Source organism: Pauljensenia sp. 20925_1_25 (genome assembly GCF_041433955.1).
Lineage (GTDB): Bacteria > Actinomycetota > Actinomycetes > Actinomycetales > Actinomycetaceae > Pauljensenia.
On the sequence record NZ_JAPWCL010000010.1, the window covers coordinates 40,241 to 56,761 of the forward strand.

Here is a 16,521-nt window from a genome sequence, read left to right on the forward strand (position 1 = left end):
GTGGACGCACCCGCTGTCCCCAACCTGACGGCACCGCGCCCCACGCCTGCGGGCAGGCGAAATCTCACGACCCTGCCCAAAGCTCACCTGCACCTGCACTTCACGGGAGCCATGCGCCCCGCCACCATGGTCGACATGGCGCGTGCCCAGGGCGTGCGCCTGCCCCCGCACCTGCTGCACATCGATGCCGCATCTATGCCAGCCGACGGGCGCGGGTGGTTCCGTTTCCAGCGAGCCTACGACTCCGCGCGCCACCTCGTGCGCTCCGAAGCCGCAATGCGCCGCCTCATTCGCGAGGCCGCCGAGGACGACGCCGCCGAAGGATCCGTGCGCATGGAAATCCAGGCCGACCCGACCAGCTACGCGCCCTACGTTGGCGGCATCACCCCGGCCTTGGAGATCATCATCGACGAGGCCCGCTCGGCCTCGCGCGACACCGGCGTCGATATCGGCGTCATCGTCGCCGCGTCACGCATGAAGCACCCGCTGGACGCGCGCACTCTCGCACGCCTAGCAGCGTCATTCGCGGGCGACGGCCCCGGCGAGGTCGTGGGTTTTGGCCTGTCGAACGACGAGCGCGTGGGGTCGACGGCTTCTTTTGCTCCCGCGTTCCGCATCGCGCGCCGCGCCGGTCTCGTGGGTGTCCCGCACGGCGGCGAGCTCCTGGGACCGGCCTCCGTGCGCGAGGTCGTGTCCACGTTGGCACCCGCGCGCCTCGGGCACGGGGTGCGCACCAGCGAGGACCCTGCGTTGCTGCGCGCCGTCGTGGACGCGGGCATTGCCCTGGAGGTCTGCCCCACGTCGAACGTGCACCTGGGCGTGTACACGGATTTTTCGCAGGTGCCGCTGCCGACGCTGCTGTCGGCCGGGGCTCGCATTGCCCTGGCTGCCGACGACCCGCTGCTCTTCCGTTCGCGCCTGGTCGCCCAGTACGAGGTCGCCCGCTACGTGTTCGGTCTGTCCGACGAAGCCCTGGCATCGTTGGCGCGGTCCTCTATCGACGCGTCGCTGGCATCGCCCTCGCGCAAGGCGGCATGGAAGGCCGACATCGACGCGTGGTTGGCGGCGGAGCCAGCGGCGTAGCGCTGTCGTAGGGGTCCTGCGCTCAAAACGCAGACCACCTCGACAAAAACCGCCGAAAAACAGCCATTGTGACCGAGGTGGTCTGCACTTTGGGCAGATTGTCGACGAGGACCATCCTCATCAACGCAATGCACCAACCGGATCCGTGTCCGCAGCCGCCAGCTCGTCCCCTCGGCATCACAAACACACAGTTCCTCCACAATCTCGCATGCAATTTCCCCACAACTCATTCAAACCTTGAAACTAAAACGTTCATATTCCGCCGTTTTCAGAGACGCCCCAGAACATGCTTCGAGGAATTGCACGCGACATGCAGGGAGGCACCTCAGCGGTATCTGCAGGATCGACAGGAGGACGCCAACGCAGTAGTTGAGCGGACACCTCCCACAGCCTGCATGCACAGCAGCGCTCAAAGTGCAGACCACCTCGACAAAAACCGCAGAAAAACAGCCGTTGTGACCGAGGTGGTCTGCACTTTGGGCAGATTGTCGATGAGGACCATCCTCATCAACGCGATGCACCAACCGGATCCGTGTCCGCGGACGTCAGCTCGTCCCCTCGATCCCCTCGGCACCACAAACACACAGTTCCTCCACAATCTCGCACGCAATTTCCCCACAACTCATTCAAACCTTGAAACTAGAACGTTGATATTCTGCCGTTTTCAGGGTGCCCCTCGGGACTCCCTCCAGGGAATTGCCTGTGACATACAGGGAGGCACCTCAGCGGTATCTGCGGGATCGACAGGAGGACGCCAACGCGGTCGCGGTCGGTCGTCTACAGCAGCATGCGCTCAAAACGCAGACCACCTCGACAAAAACCGCCGAAAAACAGCCGTTGTGACCGAGGTGGTCTGCACTTTGGGCAGATTGTCGACGTGGACCATCCTCACCCACACGCAGCATCGACTACCGACACCACCTCAGCGGCCGACGGCTCGCACACGGATAGGTTATGAACACGCGGATAGGTTATTAAGCTATCCGCAAGCGAATAACCTATCCGCATGGTGGCAACCTATCCATATAGCGGCGACCAACCCACGGAACGGTTCCGCGAGTGCAAGCCGCAGAGCCAGCGCAGGCAACATCAAGACCGCATGGCAATCCAGGATGGGCCAAGCAACACGCAGATCCGGGCACCACATCAACACGCGCGGATTCTTCTCAACACCGCGAGGTTCTTACCATAGTTCCCCCACAGCCTCGCGCATAATTCCCCACAACTCTTTCAAACATTGAAATCGGAACATTGATATTCCGCGGTTTTCAGAGCGTCCCTCGGGACTCCCTCCGGGGAATTACGTGCGAGATTGATAGATTCCAGACCCCTCCATAAGTGACAGCCACACAAACGCTCGTAACCAAAGAGGTGCTGAATTTCTTCGATGACAAAAGCCCCCTTTTGACCCGGTTGTTTCTTCCCCTTCCGGCCGCCAGGAGCAACCACCTCGGGACGACTGTTGACCCCGGCCTCGTACCTGCACACGACGGCCCTAATCGCGAACCAATAGTGCACGCGTGCACTATCATGGATAGCATGAGCCGGTTTCGTCGTGACGATGCGCCGTCCCTCGTGCGCGCTGCACGTCAGGACGCGTCCCTCACGCAGGCCGAGCTGGCGGCGATGACCGGGATGAGCCAGTCGACGCTCGCGCAGATCGAGTCCGGCAGGCGCGCAATCTCCGCCGAACTGCTCGAACGCATCCTCCGCGCCGCCGACTACCGCCCTTCCGTGCCGCTCGCCCGCTACGCGACCTCGATCAGCAGCTACGCCCAGGAACGAGGCCTGGGTTCCCTCCGCGTCTTCGGCTCGGTTGCCCGGGGCACGGACGGATTCGAGTCGGACATTGACCTGATTGGCACGCCCACTCGAGACCTGTCACTGTTCGAGTTGGCGGACATTGCCTCGTTCGCGAGCGAGCTCACCGGCTTCCCGACCGAAGTACACGCGGACAATCACGTGCCCGAGGCGCTGCGAGCAGCCATTGACGAGGCCGTGGCGCTATGAGCGAATCGGTTCCCTTCGCTCCTCGGCCACGAGCAGCGCGGAGGCACGCGCCCAGCTTCGACGTCGATAACTTCCTGCATGAACTCAACGTCATCACCCACCGCGTCGAGCGAGTTGCTGCTGTCCCCGTCGAGGCCTTCAGCGCCGATTGCCCGGAGTATGACTCCGCCTGCATGGTGATCATCCGTCTGGCCGCGTTCCTGGAGAGAGACGAGTATGCACCTTACATGGATGCCCTGACCTCCTCTGAGAAGCGTGCCCTGCGTACGACTCGCAACATAGCGGCGCATTCGGGGTATCAGAGCATGGACGACCAGCTCCTGTGGACGGCCGTCACTCGCAACGTGCCCGACATGATCGCGCGCCTGCGCGCCGCGGCCTCACACGGATAGGAACCGCGCTCACGGATAGGTTATGAACACTCGGATAGGTTATTAAGCTATCCGTAAGCGAATAACCTATCCGCGTGGTGGCAACCTATCCGCGAGCGCAGGCAGCAGAACCTGCACAGGCGACGACGAGGTCACGTGCTACTCCAGGACAGGCCACGCAACGCGCACAGATCCACTCACCGCATCAATGCGCACCATGGTCTGCACTTTGGGACATCGATGAATTCTAGGTACCAACTGCCCTCATACACCGTCACCCTCACGCACTCCACCGCTCCGTCGTCCCCAACCGCCGCCTGCACCTGTGTGCTGAGCTGCTATCACCGCTCAGCTGTGGCGCATGAAATGAGTGTGGAGGCCAGGCGGTAGACCTGCGCAACCTCTGTGGTCTCCAGGCTCCAGGTCCTCAGCTCGGCCGCGACCAGCTCCGGGTGCTTCTTGCTGATGTCCCGCAACGCGTTTCCCACAGACTTGCGGACATATTCGCTTGCATCGCTACGAAGCTTCGACAACCTCGCAATAGCATCGCCCGGGTGGTCCCGGAAGTAGGGCCGACTCGTCCAGATCCTCAGGCCTTCCGTGACAGCCCTGCGCACGTTGGGGCGCGAGTCGCTCAACCACTCGTCGATGACGGGAAGCGCCGCCTCATAGCCCCTGACAGCACAGAAATCATCGAAGGCCTTCGCGAGGACCTCTTGCACTCTCCAATTGGAATCCGCGGAAACATCGTCCCGAAGGAAAGAGAGAACATCCGACTCCTGCGATAGGTGCCCCAGCAGGAAAACCGCGTACATGCGTACCTGGTAGGCCTCGGAGCGGTACGCAAGGAACGCCACGCGCCGAGCCTGTTCAGGGTCAAAGGAAGCGTAGTCGGAGCGAGCACGCCGCTGCTCGCGCAAGAACCCTCGCTCGATGGCCGAAAACTCTCGTTCCAGGCCCTCCACGTACTCCTTCACGGTCGCCTCCTCCACCCGCTCAGCGCAAGGCGCGCCCGCTACCAGGCGATACCGACCGTGACCGGCTCGGGGACCAGGGTGACGCCGAACGCATCGAAGACGCGCTCGCGCACGGCGCGGGCCAGGGCCTCGATGTCGGCACCCGTCGCGTTCCCGCGGTTCGTCAGGGCCAGCACGTGCTTGGTGGACAGGGATGCGCACGGCGGGTCCCCGGCCTCGGGCAGGTGGAAGCCCTTACCACAGCCCGCGTGGTCGATGAGCCAGGCAGCGCTGGTCTTCACGAGGCCCTCCCCCGCACCAAAGCGAGGCGCGCCCTCGGGCAGGGTGGCGGCAGCGGCCTCGGGCAGGATCGGGTTCGTGAAGAAGGAACCGGCGCTCCACGTATCGTGATCACCCGGGTCGAGGACCATGCCCTTGCCGCGGCGCAGATCCAGGACGGTCGAGCGGACCAGGGAGGCGTCGGCACGCGACCCGGCCTCGACGCCGAGGCGGCGCGCCAGCTCGGAATACATGACGGGGGCACTCAGGGGCGAGCGCTCCAAGCGGAAGTCCACGGAGAGGACCACCCAGCGGCCGGTCGGACCCCACGGGCGGTCACCCAAGCCAGGCTGACCAACGCTGCGCTTGATCGCGGAGGACCGGTACGCGAAGCCCAGCTCCGCGGGTGCCAGGCGCATGACGTTACCCGTCAGGCGGTCGTAGGCCTCTACCGAGGAGATGGTCTCGGCGACCTCGTGGCCGTAGGCACCCACGTTCTGCACGGGGGATGCGCCGACGGTCCCGGGGATGCCGGAAAGCGCCTCGACGCCGGACAGCCCGTGAGACAGCGTCCAGGAGACGAACTGGTCCCAGACCGTGCCCGCACCGGCGCGCACGAGCACCGACCCGGAAGGACCCTCATCAATGGTGGAGGCGATCTCCCCGAACGGCTGCACGTCCACGACCGTGCCTTCGAAGGGCGCGTCGGAGGCCAGCAGGTTCGACCCGCCGCCCACGACGAGCAGCGGGCCGCCCGAGGCGTCGGCCGCGCGAACGGCCTCCAGCAGGGAGTCGGTCGTAGAAACGCGCACGTACTCGGCGATGGGGCCACCCACGCGCAGGGTCGTCAGATCAGCAAGGGTCGTCATGCCCCTAAGCCTAGTCGCACGGCGCGCGTTCGGCCTAACCCCGCCCGGCCTCGGCCCCGCGAGCGCCGGGTTCCAGACGACGGCACGAGGCCGTGGCGGGTCCTGTGGACCGGTGCACGCAGAGGTGGGCGGGCTGATGCACGAGGCCGTGGCGGGTCCTGTGGACCGGTGCACGCAGAGGTGGGCGGGCGAAGGCGCGAGGCCGTGGCAGGCTCATCTCCCTCCGGGCGTTCGCCGGAGGGCACGGTGACGAGTTCAGGGAATGGTGATAACGATCTTGCCGCGCACGTGGCCGCCCATCAGCTCGGTGTAGGCGGCGCGCACCTGTTCCACGTCGAACGGATAGGTGCCCGCGATAGTCAGGTTCACCGTGCCGCGGTCAATGAGTCCCGCGACTGTTGCAATGTCGGCGATCTTTCCGTCGCGCCCGCCGGTAAAGCGCGCGCGACGCAGGGCGATCGCGGGAGTTGGAACGAGAGTGCCCACGCGCTCTCCCGGGACGCCGAGGCGGTGGGCCAGCGACGCGTAGCCACCGAAGCAGTCGATGAAGGCTGTGACGGGTGAGGGGGCTGCGTCCCGGATCTGCTGTTCGAGGCTCTCACCGTAGGACACGGGGATCGCGCCGAGGGAACGCAGGTAGTCGGCGTTCGAGGGACTCGCAATACCGATGACGGTCGCGCCACGGGCGAGCGCGAGCTGCGTGACGAGGCCTCCCACTCCCCCGGCGGCTGCGGCGACCACGATGATGTCGTCGGCGTCCGCCTTCACGCTGCGCATGGCTCCCATCGCGGTCTGCGCGGCAACGCCTAGGCCTCCGGCGACGTCGAAGCTGACGGAGGCGGGTTTGGGGACGACGTTCGTCGCCGAGGTGAGTATGTCCGTCGCGAGTGCCCCGTATTCCCGAGCGGACCAGGGAGCGGCGCGCAGGAGGCCGATAACCTCGTCGCCCACGCACACGTTGTTCACTGATGGGCCGACGGCGGTCACGACACCGGCGAAGTCCTGTCCGACGCCTCGCAACGGGCGTTCCTTGCCGCGAGCGAACCATCGGCTGGGGTGAACGATGGTGCGGATGACTTCGAGGGGCCTCGTCAATCCGCCAAAGAGCTTGTAGTCGACGGGGTTGATGCCGGCGGCCCGCACGCTCACGAGCACCTGTCCCTCAGCGGGTGCGGGGAGCGACACTGAGCCTTCCTCAAGGACGTCGACGCCTCCGAAATGGCGGTATCCGATCATTCGCGCCATGATTCTTCTCTCCTCACAGCAATAATGAGCGCCACATCACAGGCGTTCCTGCATCCAGGATACGCCGATCATCGCATCACCGACAGGCCGTGATATGGCCTCGTATAAGCGCACGCAGCTCAGTCGTCCAACGCGATATCCGTACGCGTCCTGCCGCGCTGGTCCGGCACCTGCCCGGCCAGCACGATCGCGAGGAGGACGGGCAGAGCCACGAACGCGAGCGCCCTGTGGTAGCCGATGTGGTCGGCGATGATGCCCAGGAGGGGCGGGCCGATGAGGGCCGCGCCGTAGTTGACGGTGGACAGGACGGAGACGCGCGCGGGCGTCATAACAGGGTCGGTGGACAGTGCGGAGATGCCCAGCGGGAAACCGAGAGATGCCCCGATGCCCCACAGGGCGACGCCCGCAACCGCCAGCGTGTAGTGGGGGGCGAACGCGACGAGCAGCAGGCCGACAACCGCTCCGAAGAAGGTGATGCGCAGCAGCGCGGGTGCCCCCAGGCGCGCTTCGAGGCGCGGGGACGCGAAGCGCATGATCGTCATCATGAGGAGAAAAAATGCAAAGGCCGCGGACGCCGCAGCCGTCGAGAAGCCGTAGCCGTCGACCATGGATAGGTTGAGCCAGTCGTTCGCCGCGCCCTCCACGAGGCCGGCGCTCATGACCATGAGGGCAATGAGGACGGTCTGCTTTTCGCGCCAGGCGACGCGGGTGAGTCCCTTCGTTTTCTTCGACGAGGCCTCCTCCCCCTCGCCGCTGTCCGTGTCCTTCACGGGGGCGATGGAGGCGACTTCCTCCTTGGTCAGGTAGAAGCCGACGGCGGTACCGCAGGCGATCAGTTCGAGGGCGGCTAGGCCGAAGAGGTGAACGCCTAGGGGCAGGCCCAGCTGCGAGGCGAGCGCACCGAGGAGGGCGCCACTGAGCATGCCGACGGCGTACATCGCCTGGATGATGGGGACGACCGTGCGGCGCACGGCCGCCTGAACGAGGCCAGCCTCGATATTCATCGTCGCGCCCCACAGGCCGTTGCCCGCGGCGAGCAGGACAAGGCCGAGGGTCGCCAGCGGGATCGACGCGTGAAGCGCTCCCACACCCGCGCACGAGACGCCGAGCGCCCAGATTGACACGCCGATGCGTCCCGAGGCTCGAGCGCCGATTGCCGTCACGAGCGGACCGGAAGACGGCAGGGTCAGGAGGGAACCGAGCGAGGCGATGAGCAACATCGTGCCAATCATCGCAGGGGTCAGGCTGAGGGCGTCGCGGACGTCAGGCAGGCGTGAGAGCCAGGCGGAGGTGCCAAAACCGAGGCATGCGCAGACGAAACCGGTGGCACGAAGGGCAGCGTGAGAGCGGGCGTGGGGAACAGACATGCTGGGTAATATACGCTCACGTCACGGCGCATAAAACTGCGCGCGGGCGGATGTTCATCACCCGCCCGCGCGCTGCGTCGCGACGACAACAGGTCAGCCTTCCACAGCCGCCTTGAACCACGTCGTGATGGACGTGGGGTGCGTGATGGCGGTGCCGACGATGACGGCGAAGGCACCCGCCTCGATGGCGGCGGCGGCCTGCTCGGGCGTGTGAACGCGGCCCTCGCAGATCACGGGGACGTCCGGGAACGCGGCGACGACCTCGCGCAGCAGTTCCAGGTCGGGTCCGTCGGTCTTGACGCGGTCGCCCGTGTATCCGGCCAGGGTCGTGGACACGATATCCACTCCAGCGTCGACGGCACGCTGGGCGTCCTCGAAGGAACCGCAGTCGGCCATGACGAGGGTGCCGTCCTCGCGCAGGGCCTTCACGGTCTCGGCGAAGCTCAGGCCGTCGAGGCGCGGTCGGCCCGTCGCGTCCAGGGCGACGATGTCGGAACCAGCCATGACGCAGGCGCGCGCGTGGCGCAGCGACGGCGTGATGTACACGCCCTCGTGACCTTCCTTCCACAGACCGATGACGGGCACGTCGACGCGGCCCTTGATTGCGGAGATGTCGGACAGGCCCTGGCAGCGAATAGCGGCGGCACCGCCGATCTCGGCGGCGCGCGCGATCTGTGCCATCGTCTCGGGATGGCGCATGGGTTCGCCCGGGTACGCCTGGACGGAAACGATGAGCTTGCCCTTCAGGTGTGCAATGAGCGGGTGCATGTGAACTCCTAAGCGTGCAGGAAGAAGGAAACGGCTCCGAGCAGCGGCGCGTCGCCGCCGAGGGAACCAACGAGGATGGGGGTATCCGCGACGGGTGTCATCGCGCTGGCAGCGAAGCCTTCGCGCAGGGCGTCCCACCAGATGTCCCCGGAGCGGGTCATGGATCCGGAGAGGATGACGACGGCCGGGTCTACGCAGTTGACTAACGAGGCCGTGGCCTCGCCGAGCGCGTACGCGGAGCGGGAGAAGCAGTCGGCCGCGAGGGTGTTACCGGATTTGGCTAACTCTTGCAGGGCGCGCCCGCCGTCCACCTCGGGGTCGGACTCGCCGCGCAGCGAGTCGTACCAGGCCGTGATGCCCGATCCCGAGCAGAAGGACTCGATGTGGCCCTTACGGCCGCACGAGCACGTCATGTCGGGGGCGAAGTGGTGGTGGATATGGCCGACGTGTCCGGCGATGCCGCGCGCCCCGAAGGAGACCTGGCGGTCTTCGACGAGGGCACCACCGATGCCGGTACCCACGGCGATGGACAGGACGGTGCGGTACGGCTGGCCCGCACCGAGCGTGGCTTCGCCCAGACCGTGGGCGTGCACGTCGTTGAGGACGCGCACGCGCAGCCCGGTCGCGGCCTCCAGGAGGCTGCCGAGGCGGGTGCCTCCCCAGCCGGGCATGGTGCCCGTCGCGGAGACGATGTCGCCGGTTGCGGGGTTGACGACGCCGGCGCTGGCGACGGCGACACCGCTCACGGACGGGTGCGAGGCGACCAGGGACGAAGCGAGCTCGCAGATGCGCGCCGCCACGTCCGCTCCGCCGCGCATCGCGTCAGTGGGGATCGATCCGCGTTCGGTGACCTCGTAGGTGTCACCGGCTTCGACGATGCCCCACCCGACCTTGGTGCCACCGATGTCGAGGGCAAGGAGCGTAGTCATGAGGATCCTTACGGTCAGTGGGTAGAAAGAATCGACGAGGCCGGGGAGGGCCACACCCGAGGGTGCGGCATGTACGGAAGGGAAGACCCCGGCCTCGTCGACGTATCAGGAGAGCAGATCGACCGAGCGCAGCACGGACGCAACGTGCTCCATATTGTCACCCTCGATGGCGGCGACAGGGCGCGGCATCTCGGGCGATTCGAAGACGCCGAGCAGGTACAGGGCGGCCTTGAAGGCACCGACGCCGGCACCGAAGCCCTGAACACCCTTCACCTGGACGATGCGCATGAGGTCCGCGAGGCGGTCCTGCTCGGTGCGCACAGCCTCCCAGTCGCGGCGCTCGTAGGCCTGCCACTGACGCACGTAGCCCTCGGGGTCCACGTTGGCCAGGCCGGGCACGGATCCGTCCGCGCCAGACATGTAGGCACCGTCGACGACGACCTCGTGGCCGGTGAGGAGCTGGAGCGGATGACCGGCGGCCTCGTTCGCGCGGCACAGCCAGCGGAAGGACACGTCATCTCCGGAAGAGTCCTTGACACCGTCGATGATGCCGTCACGGCCCAGGCGCATGAGCAGGTCGGGCGACAGCTTCGTGTGCACGCACACGGGGATGTCGTAGGCCCAGATCTCCAGGTCGGTGTTCTCCTTGAGGATGCGGAAGTGCTTCTCGACCTCGGTTTCGCCGCCGAGGGCATAGAACGGGGCGGTTGCGACGACGCCGGTGGCACCGCCGATCTCTTCCACGACCTTGATATTTTCCAGGACGCGCTCGGTCTCGGTGTCGATGACGCCGACCAGGAGCGGGATGCGGCCGTCGACGATGCGCACGGCTTCGCGCTGGATCTGTGCACGACGCTCGGTCGTCGAGAAGGCGACCTCACCGGTAGAGCCGGAGACGAACAGACCGTCGAGGCCCGCCTCGATCATGCGGTTGATGTGACGCTCGAGCGAAGGGACGTCGAGCTCGCCGTCCTTGAGCGGGATAGCCAGGGGCGGGACAACGCCACGGATCTTCGAAGACATACTTACTTTTCTCCTTCGAGGGTGGGGTGCAGGAGCGAGGGCGCGGCGCCCAGGAGCTTGCGGGTGTAGGGGTCCTTGGGGTCGGCGAGCAGCTGCGCTGCCGGCCCTTCTTCGACGACCTTGCCGCCGTTCATCACGGCGATCCGGTCAGAGACGTATCGCACGGTCTGGATGTCGTGCGAGATGAAGACCATCGCCAGGCCCAGGTCCCTCTTGAGGTCCGTGAGCAGGTTCAGGATCTGTGCGCGCACCGACACGTCGAGCGCGGAAGTGGGCTCGTCCGCGATGATCGCGTCGGGGCCAATGGACAGGGCGCGGGCGATGGCGACGCGCTGGCGCTGGCCGCCCGAGAGCTGTCCGGGGAGCGCGTCGAGGGCGCTGGAGGGCAGGCCGACCAGCGAGATCAGCTCTTTCACGCGCTTGGCTCGCGAGGCCTCATCCCCAATGCCGTGCACCCGCAGCGGGTCAGCGAGCTGATCCGCGACGTGCATACGGGGGTTGAGGGCGGTCGCCGGGTCCTGGAAGACCACGGAGACGACGCGTCCGATGCGGCGACGCGCGTCGGCACCGCGCTTCGTGACTTCCTCGCCGTTGAAGAACACCTGGCCCTTCGTCGGCATCTGCAGGCCACACATGACGTTCGCGGTCGTGGACTTGCCACAGCCGGACTCGCCGACGATGCCGAGCGTCTGTCCGCGCTCAATGCGCATGTTGACGCCACGCACCGCGTGGACCTTATTGGGCTTGAACAGGGAGCCGGTACGCGAGGTGAAGGTCACCTCGACGTCCTTCAGCTCGATGATCGGAGCTTCGGATGTGGCTATCATCGTCTCGGTTTCGACAATCAGAGTTTCGGGGCTCATCGCTGCTCCTCCTGACCTTCTTCGATGATGATCTCGCTCGCCACGAGAACCTCCTCGCGGGGCGGCAAAGCCGCGTACACGTGCTCGGGACCGACCTCGGTGAGGACCGGGCGGATGTCCAGGCCGTAATCGGGGTGCGAGGACCTGGGGGCGAAGCGGTCGCCGACCGGGAAGTCACGAGGCGAGGGCACCGTTCCGGGGACCTGGTGCAGTCGCCCGGAGCCGGCCTCGATGGACAGGACCGCGCCCAGCAGGCCGCGCGTGTACTCGTGGGTCGGGTGCGTGAGCAGTTCCTTCGTGGGGGCCTGCTCGATGACCTGACCGGCGTACATGACCGTAATGTGGTGGGCCACCTCGGCGACGAGCGCCAGGTCGTGGGACACGAAAATCATGGCGAAGCCGAGCTTCTCGCGCAGCTCGTTGAGCAGTGCGATGACCTGCTTCTGGACGGTGACGTCCAGGGCGGTGGTCGGCTCGTCGGCGATGATGAGCTTCGGGTCGCGCGTCAGGGCCATGGCGATCAGGACGCGCTGACGCTGGCCGCCCGACAGTTCGTGCGGGTAGGACTCAAGCGTGCGCTTGGGATCCAGGCCCACCAGCTCGAGGAGATCCTCGGCGCTGCGCGTGCCACCGCGGCTGGTCAGCTGCTTCATCTGAGCCTTGATCAGCATGGCGGGGTTGAGCGACGACAGGGCGTCCTGGTAGATCATCGCCATCTCGTGACCGAGGAGCGCGCGGCGCTCTTCGGCGGACTTCTCCAGCAGGTTCTCGCCCTCGTAGAGGATTTCGCCCGTAATCTCAGCCTTGGGATCGATGAGGCCCATGATGGTCAGGGCCGTGATCGACTTGCCACAGCCGGACTCGCCGACGAGGCCCATGGTCTCGCCCGAGCGCACCTTGAAGGAGACATGGTCAACGACGTTGACGTCGCCGTGGCGCTCGAACTTGATGCACAGGTCCTTGACTTCCAGCAGCGGCGTCGCCTCGAAGGAGGCCTCGAAGCGGTCGGTGCGCTTTTCTTCAACGACCTCAAGGTCGTCCAGGCGAGCCTGGAGGGACTCGGCCTGCTCGGCGTAGGCGCGGCGCGGGTCGAGCAGGAGCTTGTCAGCCTCGCGGTCGGAATCCTTATCGACCTGGGCGACCGCAGCAGAAGCGGGCGCGGCGACCATGGCGTCAGTGATGCCCTCGGAGAGGATGTTCAGGCACAGGACCGTGATCATGATGAACAGGCCGGGGAAGAAGGCCGTCCACCACTTACCCAGGAGGACCGACAGGTTCGACGAGGCCTCGGACAGGACGTTGCCCCACGTGGCCACCGTGGTCGCCTGGAGGCCCGACCCGATGAAGGTCAGGGAGGCCTCGAGAATGATCGCGTCGGCGACAAGGACGGTCGCGAAGACCAGGACCGGAGCTGCCGTGTTGCGCATGACGTGCTTGACCAGGATCCACGGGGCGCGGGCACCCGAGACGATCACGGCACGGACGTAGTCCTCGCCGTAGGCGGCCATGACGTTCGCGCGGACGATGCGCGACAGCTGCGGAATGTAGACGAAGGCGATCGAGCAGATGATGACGACCACCAGGCCCCACGTGTTACCCGACTTGGACAGCGTGCGGCCGAAGACCAGGACGGAGACGGCCGCCATGGCGATACCGGGCACCGCCATGATGATGTCCATGAGACGCATGATGGCTTCGGAGAAGCTCTTGCGGACAACCGCCGCAACCGAGCCGATGATCGCGCCGAAGAACAGGGCGATCAGGGTCGAGCACAGGCCGATCAGCAGGGAGAAGCGACCGCCGTACAGGACGCGAGCGAAGATGTCACGGCCGACGTGATCAGTTCCGAACAGGTGCTCGCCGGACGGGGCACTCCACTTGTCGAAGATCTGGTCGGGGCCATAGGGGGAAACGAAGGGCGCGAGGACCGACATGAGCACGACGAGGGCAAGGATACCCATCGCGATCTTCGATCCCAGGGACATCGCGCCGATGCGCGAGAAGCGCGCGCTCGTCGCGGTGACCTTGTTGAGCTTTTCTTTCTGATTCATGCCTCACACCGACCTAATACGCGGATTGATGAGCAGGTAGAGCATGTCGACGATGATGTTGACAACGATGAACGCGATCGCGACGACAAGCGCGCCACCCTGCACCAGCGTCACCCAGTTTTCCTGGATGCCCTTGAGCAGGACCGCCTTACCCATGCCATCGACGGAGAAGATGATTTCGATGACGACGGCACCACCCATCAGGTAGCCGATGCGCAGGCCGAGGACGGTCACGGGGGTGATGAGCGCGTTGCGCAGGACGTTGCGGGCCACGACGATGCGCTTGGGGATGCCCGCGCCGATGGCGGTACGGACGTAATCGCGGTCCAGTTCCTCCACCATCGAGGTACGCACAACGCGGGTCATCTGACCGATGACGGGGACGGCGAGGGCGATGGCGGGAAGTAGCATGCGCAGGAACCAGCCACCCGGATCAACAGTGAACGCGGGCAGAGGGCCGGACACGGGGAGCTTGCCGACGAAGCCGAGGACCAGCAGCGCTGCCAGCCAGAAGGAGGGGGTGCCAATGCCGATCACCGAGAAGATACGAATGACCTGGTCGGGCCAACGGTCGCGGTACAGGGCGGCGAGGACACCGAGGGGGAAGGAGATAAGGACGGCGAAGAGCAGACCGAGGAAGGTCAGCTGCAGGGTGATCGGGAGCGCCTTCGCGACCAGATCAGTCACGTGGTTAGACGTGCCCACGCCGTAGGTGCCGAGGTCGCCGTGGAGCATATTCCACAGGTAGCGGCCGTACTGAACGAGGAAGGGGTCGTTGAGACCGTGCTGAACACGGTACTCTTCGAGGGCTTCGGGAGTCGCCGTCTCACCCAGTGCCGAGTAGGCCGGGTCGATAGGAGACAGCGACATGATGAAGAAGACGAGGAAGGACACGCCGACCACCATGATCGGCAGGGCCACTAGTCGTCGTCCGATGAGTCGCAGAAGGTTATTCACTGCTAGACCTCCATTTTCAACGGATTTTGACAATAGGAAAGGAGGGGTGGCGCCCAACTGTGGCGTCTGCCTCAGGGAGGGCGCTCCACCCCTCCTTCCTCATCAGTCCCAGCGGGACTTACTTTGCACTCACACCGAGCAGCTGCAGGCCGGTGGAGGAGATCGCCTGGAATCCCTCCACCCTGGCGGGGTTGGAGCCGGTGATCATGTTGCGGAACACGAGCGGGAAGATGACGGTCTTCTCGGCAAGCAGATCCTGGGCTTCGCCCCACTTGGCCTTTGCAGCGTCGCCGTCGAGTTCGCCAGCTTCCGAGATGAGCGTCTGCAGCTGGTTGAAGGACTCGGGGTCAGAGGTCTGCCAGCCGTCACGCCTCTTCGTCCAGACGTTGTCACCGTTCCACCAGGAGATGATGATGCCGGGGTCGGTGCCGAAGACCGAGGGGTCGCCGGGGGCCAGGACGATGTCGTAGGATGGGTCGTCAACGTCGGTGACGTTGGCGTACATGTCGGAGGAGGCCATCTGCGTGTGGTTGACCTTCACGCCGAGGGCTTCGAAGTCCGACTTGATCTGGGGAACCAAGGCAAGGATCCACGGGTGATCCGTCGTCACCAGGTTGATCTCGAGGTCGGTGACGCCAGCATCGCTCAGGAGCTTGGTGGCGGCGTCCTTGTCGTAGGACAGATCGGTCGCGGGCTTCTTGTACGCCGGGTTGGCCTCCGGCAGGAAGGAGGTCGCCTCAACGGCCTGTCCTTCCAGTGCGGAGCTGATCAGCTTCTGCTTGTCGACGGCCTTCACGAAGGCGCGGCGCACCTCGGGCTTGTCGAAGGGCGCTTTCTGCGTGTTGAACATCAGGAAGGGGTTGCCGTAGCCGGGCTTGGACTCGACGTTCCAGCCGGCAGCCTTGAGCTGATCCTGGGCGGACGCGGGGACGGCCTCCATGATGTCGACGGTACCGCCAACGGCGGCGGCCAGACGGGCAGAGTCATCCTTGAGGGACTGCCACTTGAGGGTCGGGGCCTTGGCAGGTTCGTTACCGTTGTAGTACTCGTTGGGAACCGCGGTGACCTCGGTCGCCGTGATGTTCTCATACTTGTAAGGACCGGTACCGACAGGCTTGGCCTTCAGCGCGTCCTCACCCATGGATGCGGGAACAACGCGAACGTTGACGAAACGCTCCTTCAGGTTCGTGAAGGGGTGCTTCAGCGTGATCGTGATGGTCTTATCGTCCTTGGCTTCGACGGAGTCGACGAAGGTGAAGAACTGACGGTAGATGGACTTCTCGGACGTCGCGCGTTCGTAGGAGGCGACGAAGTCCGCGGCCGTCACGTCGGTGCCGTCGGAGAACTTCGCTCCGTCACGCAGGCTGACCTCGTACTCGGTGTCGGAAACCTTCACGGGGTCACCGGCGGCCAGTGCGGGGCTGACGGAGTAGTCGGCCATATTGAACCGGTACAGGCCCTCGAGGACCTGCCAGTTCGTGCCCATGCCGAGCGCCGAGGTAGTGATCGGCCCGTAGTCGGTGGTCTCGTAGGCAACGCCAGCGGTCAGAGTATCGTTTGTGCCCCCAGCGCTGCCGGTCGATCCGCCACCGCCGCACGCGGTCAGGACCAGTGCAGCCGCTGCGGCCAGCGCCGCGCCGGTCGCGAAGTGTTTACGCATTCGCATGCTCTCGCTCCTCATCTTCGAGAAATGGAACGTGCGGACCTTTTGTGTTCCGCTCGCTATACTTAGTTTATGTTGTCAGACAAA

General features: G+C 65.4%; 14 protein-coding genes. 3 read left to right on the forward strand and 11 right to left on the reverse strand.

Features of this window, described 5'->3' with window-relative positions; translation table 11 throughout:
* From O3932_RS05905 to O3932_RS05915, 3 genes are all read left to right on the forward strand, one after another.
* Positions 1–1,083, forward strand: a complete 1,083-nt coding sequence (locus O3932_RS05905) for an adenosine deaminase (RefSeq protein ID WP_371536921.1) — start codon at positions 1–3, stop codon at positions 1,081–1,083.
* A gap of 1,539 nt (positions 1,084–2,622) precedes the next feature.
* Positions 2,623–3,093 (forward strand): helix-turn-helix domain-containing protein, encoded by a 471-nt coding sequence (locus tag O3932_RS05910; protein WP_371536923.1) that lies wholly within the window; start codon positions 2,623–2,625, stop codon positions 3,091–3,093.
* The gene (locus O3932_RS05915) at positions 3,090–3,485 is read left to right on the forward strand and encodes an antitoxin (protein WP_296503311.1); all 396 of its coding nucleotides are present in this window, start codon (positions 3,090–3,092) and stop codon (positions 3,483–3,485) included. The genes O3932_RS05910 and O3932_RS05915 overlap by 4 nt, the downstream gene beginning before the upstream one ends.
* 320 nt (positions 3,486–3,805) lie before the next feature.
* On the opposite strand, the gene O3932_RS05920 is transcribed toward O3932_RS05915, so the two are convergent.
* The 11 genes from O3932_RS05920 to O3932_RS05970 all read right to left on the reverse strand — a co-directional run bounded on the left by O3932_RS05920 (position 3,806) and on the right by O3932_RS05970 (position 16,437).
* Complete coding sequence (locus O3932_RS05920) at positions 3,806–4,441, reverse strand: HEAT repeat domain-containing protein (protein WP_314736128.1); 636 nt, start codon at positions 4,439–4,441, stop codon at positions 3,806–3,808.
* A gap of 38 nt (positions 4,442–4,479) precedes the next feature.
* Positions 4,480–5,568: a UDP-N-acetylmuramate dehydrogenase gene (locus tag O3932_RS05925; RefSeq protein ID WP_371536926.1), complete on the reverse strand. Its 1,089-nt coding sequence runs from the start codon at positions 5,566–5,568 to the stop codon at positions 4,480–4,482.
* Between the two features lie 255 nt (positions 5,569–5,823).
* A complete protein-coding gene (locus O3932_RS05930) occupies positions 5,824–6,813 on the reverse strand; it encodes an NADP-dependent oxidoreductase (RefSeq protein WP_314569456.1) in 990 nt (329 codons plus the stop codon).
* A gap of 119 nt (positions 6,814–6,932) precedes the next feature.
* Entirely contained in the window at positions 6,933–8,180 is a 1,248-nt protein-coding gene (locus O3932_RS05935) for an MFS transporter (protein ID WP_371536929.1), read from the reverse strand.
* 93 nt (positions 8,181–8,273) lie between these two features.
* Positions 8,274–8,948 (reverse strand): N-acetylmannosamine-6-phosphate 2-epimerase, encoded by a 675-nt coding sequence (locus O3932_RS05940; protein ID WP_291449912.1) that lies wholly within the window; start codon positions 8,946–8,948, stop codon positions 8,274–8,276.
* Between the two features lie 8 nt (positions 8,949–8,956).
* The gene (locus tag O3932_RS05945; protein WP_371536932.1) at positions 8,957–9,877 is read right to left on the reverse strand and encodes an ROK family protein; all 921 of its coding nucleotides are present in this window, start codon (positions 9,875–9,877) and stop codon (positions 8,957–8,959) included.
* 105 nt (positions 9,878–9,982) lie between these two features.
* Positions 9,983–10,900, reverse strand: a complete 918-nt coding sequence (locus O3932_RS05950; protein WP_314569445.1) for a dihydrodipicolinate synthase family protein — start codon at positions 10,898–10,900, stop codon at positions 9,983–9,985.
* Between the two features lie 2 nt (positions 10,901–10,902).
* Positions 10,903–11,763 (reverse strand): ABC transporter ATP-binding protein, encoded by an 861-nt coding sequence (locus O3932_RS05955; protein WP_009649240.1) that lies wholly within the window; start codon positions 11,761–11,763, stop codon positions 10,903–10,905.
* The gene (locus O3932_RS05960) at positions 11,760–13,814 is read right to left on the reverse strand and encodes a dipeptide/oligopeptide/nickel ABC transporter permease/ATP-binding protein (RefSeq protein WP_371536935.1); all 2,055 of its coding nucleotides are present in this window, start codon (positions 13,812–13,814) and stop codon (positions 11,760–11,762) included. Before O3932_RS05960 ends, O3932_RS05955 begins: the two co-directional genes overlap by 4 nt.
* Positions 13,815–13,817: 3 nt before the next feature.
* Positions 13,818–14,771 carry an ABC transporter permease gene (locus O3932_RS05965; protein ID WP_009649241.1) on the reverse strand — a complete coding sequence of 318 codons (954 nt, stop codon included), beginning with the start codon at positions 14,769–14,771 and terminating at the stop codon, positions 13,818–13,820.
* Between the two features lie 118 nt (positions 14,772–14,889).
* Complete coding sequence (locus O3932_RS05970; RefSeq protein ID WP_371536937.1) at positions 14,890–16,437, reverse strand: ABC transporter substrate-binding protein; 1,548 nt, start codon at positions 16,435–16,437, stop codon at positions 14,890–14,892.
* Between the last annotated feature and the right edge of the window lie 84 nt (positions 16,438–16,521).

Excerpts from the sequence above, each read along its gene's own strand:
- O3932_RS05950 (WP_314569445.1), bottom strand. The coding sequence starts at position 10,900 with ATGTCTTCGAAGATCCGTGGCGTTGTCCCGCCCCTGGCTATCCCGCTC.
- O3932_RS05940 (WP_291449912.1), bottom strand. The coding sequence starts at position 8,948 with ATGCACCCGCTCATTGCACACCTGAAGGGCAAGCTCATCGTTTCCGTC.
- O3932_RS05970 (WP_371536937.1), bottom strand. The coding sequence starts at position 16,437 with ATGCGAATGCGTAAACACTTCGCGACCGGCGCGGCGCTGGCCGCAGCG.
- O3932_RS05915 (WP_296503311.1), top strand. The coding sequence starts at position 3,090 with ATGAGCGAATCGGTTCCCTTCGCTCCTCGGCCACGAGCAGCGCGGAGG.
- O3932_RS05960 (WP_371536935.1), bottom strand. The coding sequence starts at position 13,814 with ATGAATCAGAAAGAAAAGCTCAACAAGGTCACCGCGACGAGCGCGCGC.
- O3932_RS05930 (WP_314569456.1), bottom strand. The coding sequence starts at position 6,813 with ATGGCGCGAATGATCGGATACCGCCATTTCGGAGGCGTCGACGTCCTT.
- O3932_RS05935 (WP_371536929.1), bottom strand. The coding sequence starts at position 8,180 with ATGTCTGTTCCCCACGCCCGCTCTCACGCTGCCCTTCGTGCCACCGGT.
- O3932_RS05925 (WP_371536926.1), bottom strand. The coding sequence starts at position 5,568 with ATGACGACCCTTGCTGATCTGACGACCCTGCGCGTGGGTGGCCCCATC.
- O3932_RS05910 (WP_371536923.1), top strand. The coding sequence starts at position 2,623 with ATGAGCCGGTTTCGTCGTGACGATGCGCCGTCCCTCGTGCGCGCTGCA.
- O3932_RS05945 (WP_371536932.1), bottom strand. The coding sequence starts at position 9,877 with ATGACTACGCTCCTTGCCCTCGACATCGGTGGCACCAAGGTCGGGTGG.
- O3932_RS05955 (WP_009649240.1), bottom strand. The coding sequence starts at position 11,763 with ATGAGCCCCGAAACTCTGATTGTCGAAACCGAGACGATGATAGCCACA.